Below are 8,582 nucleotides of genomic sequence, written 5' to 3'. Positions count from 1 at the left end.
TTCGCAATCCTTATTTCAAGTTTTATAGTTATACACATTTTTCCACATGTGGATAAGTGCTGGTTTGTGGAAAAACCGCAATAGGTTAACATAAGACCGAAGAAGGTGGATAAATCCCTATGGGGATTGTGTAAAACTTTTTCCACGAAAAAAATACTGTAAAATAAAGGGTTTTATAAACATAATGTGTATAAAAAAGTCGAAAAATGTGGATATTTATCAAGGTAAAATAAAAGTTATCCACAAGTTATCCACAAAATGTGCATAACTTTACGTTAACTATAGATTTCCACATTAGGGTGTTGATTATAAAAACTTTCAAATATGGAGTTTTTGAGAAGACTTTCAATCTTAATAGATTATGAAGTTCGAAACAGGTCGATCCGCTTTGTTTTGCGGAAAAAACGTAAATTTTGCTTGACGAACAGGGGGTTTATGAATATAATTGAAATGATGTTCTATGGAAAAATTTAAAATTGGATAATAGATAAAGGAGGTGCTTTACCTATGAAAATGACATTTCAGCCGAAAAAGAGATCAAGAGCTAAAGTTCACGGATTCAGAGCCCGCATGAGCACAAAAGGCGGCCGTAAAGTATTAGCTGCAAGAAGATTAAAAGGAAGAAAGCAGTTATCAGCGTAAGCTAAGATATAAGACCGCAGTTTTGTGGTCTTTTCTTCTATTCAGGAATAATCCTGTACTATTAATTTTGTAATCAAAGGAGGATTCGATGAAATATTCAGAGTCCTTGAAAAAAAACAGTGATTTTCAACAGGTTTACAGACATGGAACATCTTATGCAAATCGGTATCTGGTGATGTACGTGCTGGAAAATCAGTACATGAAGAATCGTCTGGGAATATCAGTAAGTAAAAAAGTAGGGAATAGTGTGGTACGCCACAGAGTCACCAGGCTGATAAGGGAAAGTTATCGTTTAAATGAGCAGCTATTTAAGAAAAGTCTGGATATTGTAGTAATAGCCAGACCGTCAGCAAAGGAAAAAAGCTATCAGGAGATAGAGAGCGCATTGCTGCACCTTGCAAAAAAGCATCAGATAGCAGGTGAGAATAAAAATGAAGAAATTTCTAATTAAATTGATACGACTTTATCAGAAATATCTGTCACCGATGAAGAGAACAAAATGTCCTTATATTCCCACATGTTCTCAATATGGTTTAGAAGCAATTGAAAAATATGGCGCAGTTAAGGGAGGGTTGCTTGCCTTATGGAGAATATTAAGGTGCAATCCTTTTTCTCATGGAGGTTATGACCCTGTGCCATGATCAGGAGGATTTGAAAATTGGAATTGATGATTTTAGCTACAAAGAACTCGACGCCGATCATCGGTCAGATCTCAGTAGTCATGGGATGGATCATGAACGGTATTTACAAATTCCTTGACGGATTATTCGGAATCCAGAATCTTGGTCTTTGTATTGTCATTTTCAGTATTCTGATCTATCTTTTTATGACTCCACTGCAGATCAAGCAGCAGAAATTCTCCAAGCTGAGTTCTGTTATGCAGCCGGAGCTTATGAAGATCCAGAAAAAATATCAGAATAAAAAAGATCAGGTTTCTATGCAGAAAATGCAGGAAGAAACCTCAGCCGTATATCAGAAATATGGAGTATCACCTACCGGAAGCTGTGTACAGCTTTTGATCCAGTTGCCGATCCTGTGGTCTCTGTGGCATGTTATCCAGAATATTCCTGCTTATGTAGGCAGTGTAAAAAGCGTACTTGATGGTGTGGCATCTCAGATCATCGGTGTAAGCGGATACACAAATATTCTTCAGGATTTTATTACAGACAACAAGATGACCCGTGTTCGTCTGATTCTTGATGGAAGTACTGCAACCTCAAACTCCGTTATTGACTTTTTGTATGCACTTTCTCCTGCACAGTGGGAAAAACTGGGAGATATGAAGCAGTTTGCAGGATTTTCTCAGGCAATCGACAGCACAGCGGCAGAAATTTCCCATATGCAGAATTTCCTTGGACTGAACATTGCGGAAATGCCGTGGAACTATATTAAGGCTGCATTTGTAGGCGGATCCATTCTTCTTGCAGTAGTTGCGCTTCTGATTCCGCTGTTTTCATGGGGAACTCAGGTGTTGAACCTGAAACTGATGCCTCAGGCAGCGCAGAATAATGATGACAGCAATCCGATGGCAAATTCCATGAAGACTATGAATATGGTAATGCCTCTGATGTCTGCATTTTTCTGTTTTACATTCCCTGTAGGTCTTGGTATTTACTGGATATTCAGTGCAGTTGTGCGAAGTGTGCAGCAGGTTCTGATCAACCGTCATTTGAATAAGATGGATATTGAAGTTCTGATCAATGAGAATATGAAGAAGATTGAAGAGAAGAGAGCAAAAGCAGGCCTTCCTCCTCAGAAGATCACTAATCAGGCTCATCAGAGTGTAAAAAATATCAATAAGATCGATAAAGGAAACAGCGGTTCTCCGGAAGCAGAACGTGCAAGAAAAGTGGAAGAGTCCTATAAGAAGGCAGCAAACGCCAAACCGGACAGTATCACAGCAAAAGCAAATCTTGTAAGAAGCTTCGATGAGAGAAACAAGAAGAAATAATAAGAAGGAACGGAGGGGTAACGATGGAAGAGTATGTTCAGTTTTCGGCAAAAACGAAAAATGAAGCAATCACAAAAGCGTGTATTGAGCTGGGCGTATCCAGTGATCAGTTAGAGATTCAGGTAGTTTCTGAAGGAAGCTCCGGGTTCTTTGGATTCGGAAGCAAGCCTGCGATTATTAAGGTACGCAGACTTCAGGAAGCTGCAGAGGATGCTGAAATTGAGAAAATTGTAGATTCAGTAAAGCTTGATTCCTTTAAAGAAGAGAAAAAAGCGCCGAAGCAGGTATCCAGACAGAATGCAAAACCTTCTTATAAACCGGAAAGAAAGGAAGAACCGGCAAAAGAGGTTAAAGAGAAAGCAGAAGAGCCTAAAGAAAAACTGCCGAAGCCTGCAAAGGAAAAAACTTTCCGTGAAAAACCGGTAAGAGAACCAAAAGAAAAGATTCAAAAAGAAAAACCGGCAAGAGAGATCGAGATAATTTCTGATCCGGAAGAAATTAAAGATATTGAAGAAAGAGCTCTTGTATTTCTGAAAGAAGTATTTACTTCCATGGATCTGGGAGAGGTTCAGATCACATCCAAATATAATACAAAAGACGGTTGTCTTGAGGTTGATTTTGAAGGTCAGGATATGGGTATCCTCATTGGAAAAAGAGGACAGACTCTTGATTCCCTGCAGTATCTTACCAGTCTTGTGGTAAATAAAGGAAAATCCACTTACATTCGTGTAAAACTGGATACAGAAGATTACCGCAGAAGAAGAAAAGAGACACTGGAAAATCTGGCAAGAGGAATTGCCTACAAGGTAAAGAAAACCAGAAAACCGGTTGTTCTTGAACCAATGAACCCATACGAAAGAAGAATTATCCATTCTGCTCTTCAGGGTAATAAATTTGTGGAGACGGTAAGTGAGGGCGAAGAACCTTATCGTCATGTAGTTGTAAAATTAAAAAGATATTAAGATGTAGATACATCTTACAAAAAATGTTATTCTAGGTGAAAGCGTGAATAATACGGACTTGACGTAGGCTTTTTCCCGGGATAACATTTTTTTTAGGAGGAAAAACAATTATGGAGACTACGATAGCAGCAATCTCCACTGCTATGAGTGCTTCCGGTATCGGAATTGTACGGATCAGCGGTGAAGATGCCATGAATGTGATCGCAAGGATCTACCGTTCCAAAAACGGCAGAAAAAATATAAAAGAAGTAAAGACCCATACCATCCACTATGGATATATTTATGACGGAGATGAAACAGTGGATGAAGTTCTTGTAATGGTCATGCGGGGGCCGAAAACATATACCGGTGAAGATACAGTGGAAATCGACTGTCACGGCGGTGTTTATGCCATGAAAAGAGTTCTGGAGACAGTATTAAAAAACGGAGCCCAGGTGGCAGAGCCGGGAGAGTTTACTAAGCGTGCATTTCTGAACGGAAGGCTGGATCTTTCTCAGGCAGAGGCGGTTATGGATGTGATCCAGGCAAAAAGTGAGGTGGCTCTGAAAAGCTCTGTTGAGCAGCTGAAGGGGTCTGTGCTCCGTGCAGTAAAAGAAATCCGTGGAAAGCTTCTCCATCATATTGCTTATATAGAAACAGCTCTGGATGATCCGGAGCACTTTGATCTGGAAGGATATCCTCAGGAGCTTCTGGAAGTGGCAGAAGAACAGAAGAAAAAGGTTCAGAAGCTGTTAAAATCCGCAGATGACGGAAAGATGATACAGGAGGGAATCCGTACCGTTATTCTTGGAAAGCCAAATGCCGGAAAATCCTCTCTTTTGAACTTTCTGGTAGGAGAAGACAGGGCGATTGTTACAGAGATCGCAGGAACAACAAGAGATACGCTGGAGGAATATATTTCTCTTCATGGGATCAGTCTCAGAATCATTGATACTGCAGGGATCCGGGAAACAGAGGATGTAGTTGAAAAAATCGGTGTGGAAAAGGCGCGTCAGATGGCAGAAAAGGCAGATCTGATCCTGTATGTGGTGGACTCGTCTCAGCCTTTGGATGAAAATGACAAGGAGATCATGGACCTTCTGAGAGGAAGAAAAAGTATTGTGATCTATAATAAAACAGACCTTGCTTCGGCAGTGGATATGGGAAGACTCAGGGAAAAAACCGGAAGCCAGGTAATTCCTGTTTCTGTAGTGGAGGAAACGGGGATAGAAGATCTGGAAAAATCTATCAGGGAAATGTTTTTCCAGGGAGAAATCTCCTTTGATGATGAGGTCTACATTACAAATGCAAGGCATAAGACAGCTCTGGAGGAGGCAGAAAAGAGTCTGGAAATGGTTACAGAGAGCATTGAAGCAGGAATGCCTGAGGACTTTTTTTCCATTGATCTTATGGGAGCTTACGAGGCTCTGGGGAGGATTCTTGGAGAAAGTCTTGGAGAAGATCTGGTAAATGAGATTTTTTCCAAGTTCTGCGTGGGCAAGTAAGGAGGACATGACAGATGAGTGAAAAAAGGCTGGAAAAATATTGTGATATTGTAGTGGTAGGCGCGGGACATGCAGGCTGCGAGGCTGCACTTGCAGGTGCGCGTCTTGGATTTGATACAGTAATGTTTACTGTTAGTGTAGACAGCATTGCTCTAATGCCCTGTAATCCGAATATCGGAGGGAGTTCCAAAGGGCACTTGGTAAGAGAAATTGATGCTTTGGGCGGTGAAATGGGAAAAAATGTAGATAAAACATTTATCCAGTCCAAAATGCTGAATAAATCAAAAGGACCGGCAGTCCATTCTCTGAGAGCACAGGCAGATAAGCAGGCTTACAGCAATGAAATGCGAAAAACGTTAGAAAATCAGGAAAATCTTACCATCCGTCAGGGAGAGGTTACTAAGCTTCTTGTGGAAGAGGGAAGGATTACGGGCGTACAGCTTTATTCAGGGGCTGTTTACCATTGCAGGGCGGTGATCCTGTGTACAGGAACGTATCTGAAGGCACGATGTATTTACGGTGATGTCAGTGATTATACAGGCCCTAATGGTCTGCAGGCAGCCAATTATCTGACAGATTCCCTGAAGGAACTGGGAATCGAGATTTTCCGGTTCAAAACAGGAACACCGGCCCGTATTGCAGGAAACAGTATCGATTATTCCAAAATGGAAGAACAGTTTGGCGATGAGAGAGTAGTTCCGTTTTCCTTTTCTACGGATCCGGAAACCGTGCAGATCCCTCAGAAATCCTGCTGGCTGACTTATACAAATGAAAAAACACATGAAATCATTCGCAGCAACCTGGATCGTTCTCCACTTTATTCCGGCACGATAGAGGGAACCGGCCCCAGATATTGTCCGTCCATTGAGGATAAGGTGGTCAGATTTGCAGATAAAAACCGACATCAGGTATTTATTGAGCCGGAGGGACTTTATACCAACGAAATGTATATTGGAGGAATGTCCAGTTCTCTTCCGGAGGATGTACAGGATGCCATGTACCATTCCGTTCCCGGTCTGGAACATGCAAGAATTGTAAAAAATGCTTATGCGATCGAGTATGACTGTATTAACCCCAGACAGCTTTATCCGACTCTGGAATTTAAAAATATCAAAGGACTGTTCAGCGCCGGACAGTTTAACGGCAGCTCAGGATATGAGGAGGCAGCCGCACAGGGCCTTATTGCCGGTATTAATGCGTCCATGGAACTGAAAGGCAGAGAAATGCTTGTGCTGGACCGTTCAGAGGCATATATAGGCGTTCTGATCGATGACCTGGTAACAAAAGAAAACCATGAGCCTTACCGAATGATGACAAGCCGTGCGGAATATCGTCTTCTTCTCCGGCAGGATAATGCAGATCTCCGTCTGAGGAAAAAGGGATATGAAGCAGGTCTGATCGATGAGGAAACTTATCAGAAAACCCTGGAAAAAGAAAAGGCGATCCAGGAAGAAATAAAACGTACCGAGCATACCACCATAGGAGGAACACCGGAGGTTCAGGCACTTCTGGAAGAAAAGAAAAGTACGCTTCTGAAATCAGGGACTACGGTTGCCGAGCTGATCAGAAGACCGGAGCTTACCTACGAAGATGTTGCTCCTATTGATAAAAACCGTCCGGAGCTGCCATGGGATGTGAAGCAGCAGGTGGAGATCAATCTGAAATATGAAGGCTATATTAAGCGCCAGATGAAGCAGGTAGAGCAGTTTAAAAAGCTGGAAGCAAAGAAGATACCGGAAGATCTGGATTATGAGAAGGTGGGAAGTCTGAGGATCGAAGCCAGACAAAAGCTGGAGGCATACAGACCGATCTCTATCGGACAGGCATCCAGGATATCAGGAGTTTCTCCGGCAGATATTTCTGTGCTTCTTATATATCTGGAACAGTACAGAAGAAAGGGTTGAGGAAAAGAATATGGCATACGATCTGACGATTTTGGATCAGGGCTGCCAGGAAATGGGCATCTCATTAAATGAGGAGCAGAGGCAGCAGTTTATTGTTTTTTATGAGTATCTGGTAGAAAAAAATAAAGTCATGAACCTTACCGGGATCACGGAATTTCAGGAGGTCCTTGTAAAGCACTTTCTGGACAGCCTTGCCTGTGTCAAGGCTGTGGATATGAAGAATGTAAAGCGTGTGATGGATATAGGTACAGGAGCTGGATTCCCCGGAGTTCCCCTGAAGATAGCCTTCCCGCATCTGGAAGCCTGCCTTTTGGATTCCCTGAAAAAAAGAGTGAATTTCCTGGAGGAGACCTTTGCACTTCTGAAGCTGACAGATATTACGGCTATTCACGGACGAGCAGAGGAATTTGCCAAAAATAAGGCCTACAGAGAAAGCTTTGATCTGTGCGTATCACGAGCCGTCTCCAATCTTGCAACACTTTCTGAATATTGTCTTCCTTATGTGAAACCGGGCGGAAGCTTTATTTCTTATAAATCCGGTACGGTGCAGGAGGAAGTGGAGCAGGCGGAAAAGGCAGTAAAGATCCTTGGCGGAAAAATCAGAGATGTAGTTTATTTCCAGCTTCCGGATTCTGAAATACAGAGATCTCTGGTGGTGATCGAAAAGATAAAGGCAACACCGGGCAAATATCCCAGGAAGGCAGGTACACCGCTGAAGGAACCTTTGATTTAGTTTCACAAAATCCTCACATAATACCCCTACTTTTATCACATTTTTTTCATAAAATATTCATGAAGCAGACAGATGATGATCTGTTTTATAAGAAGATGTTTCCGGACTCCCCCTATCTCTGTTTCGTCTGGAAACATCTTCTCTTATCAGTGATAAAAGGAGGAGAAATTCAGTGATTGAAGTCAAAAATCTGGTCAAAAAGTATGGCGATCATACAGCAGTTGACCACCTTTCTTTTCAAATAGAGAAAGGGAAAATTTATGGATTTCTGGGGCCGAATGGTGCAGGGAAATCTACTACAATGAATATGATTACCGGCTATATTGCCTCTACAGAAGGCACCGTATCCATAGATGGATATGATATTCTGGAAGAGCCGGAAAAGGCAAAAAAATGCATCGGATATCTTCCGGAGCAGCCGCCTCTCTATTTCGATATGACCGTTCTGGAATATATGAAATTCGCAGCGGATCTGAAAAAAATCCCAAAAGATAAAAAGAAAGCCATGATAGAAGAAGTCATGGATATGGTAAAAATAACAGATATGAAGAATCGTCTGATCAAGAATCTTTCTAAGGGCTATCGCCAGAGAGTTGGTCTTGCTCAGGCTATTTTAGGCTATCCGGAAGTGATCATTCTGGATGAACCTACCGTTGGTCTGGACCCTAAACAGATCATTGAAATACGTGATCTGATCAAAAGTCTGAAGCAAAAACATACGGTAATATTAAGCTCACATATTCTGTCGGAAGTCAGTGCTGTCTGTGATTATGTACTGATCATTTCTCATGGAAAACTGGTTGCCAGTGACACTCCGGATAACCTGAGCAGGCTGGCAGCAGGAGCGAATAATATTAATCTTCTTGTTAAAGGAGAAAAGGATATTATTCGTCAGAATCTATTGGG

9 protein-coding genes are annotated in these 8,582 nt (G+C 41.8%); all 9 read left to right on the top strand.

All coding sequences use genetic code 11. From position 1 onward, the window contains the following. Positions 1 to 507: 507 nt before the first annotated feature. Positions 508 to 642, top strand: coding sequence for a 50S ribosomal protein L34 (gene rpmH, locus RDS42_RS09410; protein WP_005423866.1), 135 nt, complete (start codon positions 508 to 510; stop codon positions 640 to 642). A gap of 88 nt (positions 643 to 730) precedes the next feature. After that, positions 731 to 1,093: a ribonuclease P protein component gene (gene rnpA / locus RDS42_RS09405; RefSeq protein WP_308783438.1), complete on the top strand. Its 363-nt coding sequence runs from the start codon at positions 731 to 733 to the stop codon at positions 1,091 to 1,093. After that, positions 1,074 to 1,283 (top strand): membrane protein insertion efficiency factor YidD, encoded by a 210-nt coding sequence (gene yidD / locus RDS42_RS09400; RefSeq protein ID WP_177296194.1) that lies wholly within the window; start codon positions 1,074 to 1,076, stop codon positions 1,281 to 1,283. Before rnpA ends, yidD begins: the two co-directional genes overlap by 20 nt. Positions 1,284 to 1,309: 26 nt before the next feature. After that, on the top strand, positions 1,310 to 2,593 hold the full coding sequence (locus tag RDS42_RS09395) for a YidC/Oxa1 family membrane protein insertase (protein WP_308783439.1): 1,284 nt from the start codon (positions 1,310 to 1,312) through the stop codon (positions 2,591 to 2,593). Between the two features lie 23 nt (positions 2,594 to 2,616). Next, a complete protein-coding gene (gene jag / locus RDS42_RS09390) occupies positions 2,617 to 3,555 on the top strand; it encodes an RNA-binding cell elongation regulator Jag/EloR (protein ID WP_308783437.1) in 939 nt (312 codons plus the stop codon). Positions 3,556 to 3,665: 110 nt separating this feature from the next. Beyond that, the gene (gene mnmE, locus RDS42_RS09385; RefSeq protein WP_308783436.1) at positions 3,666 to 5,039 is read left to right on the top strand and encodes a tRNA uridine-5-carboxymethylaminomethyl(34) synthesis GTPase MnmE; all 1,374 of its coding nucleotides are present in this window, start codon (positions 3,666 to 3,668) and stop codon (positions 5,037 to 5,039) included. Positions 5,040 to 5,053: 14 nt separating this feature from the next. Beyond that, complete coding sequence (gene mnmG / locus RDS42_RS09380) at positions 5,054 to 6,943, top strand: tRNA uridine-5-carboxymethylaminomethyl(34) synthesis enzyme MnmG (protein WP_308783435.1); 1,890 nt, start codon at positions 5,054 to 5,056, stop codon at positions 6,941 to 6,943. A gap of 10 nt (positions 6,944 to 6,953) precedes the next feature. Beyond that, entirely contained in the window at positions 6,954 to 7,676 is a 723-nt protein-coding gene (gene rsmG, locus RDS42_RS09375) for a 16S rRNA (guanine(527)-N(7))-methyltransferase RsmG (protein WP_308783434.1), read from the top strand. A gap of 172 nt (positions 7,677 to 7,848) precedes the next feature. Further along, positions 7,849 to 8,582 (top strand): ABC transporter ATP-binding protein (locus tag RDS42_RS09370; protein ID WP_308783433.1); only part of this gene is annotated, 734 nt, incomplete at its 3' end.

Origin of the sequence: uncultured Blautia sp. (assembly GCF_902497045.1) — a bacterium.
GTDB lineage: Bacteria > Bacillota > Clostridia > Lachnospirales > Lachnospiraceae > Blautia_A.
The sequence above is the reverse complement of the archived record's forward strand: the minus strand, read 5'-3'. Positions and strand labels throughout refer to the sequence as shown.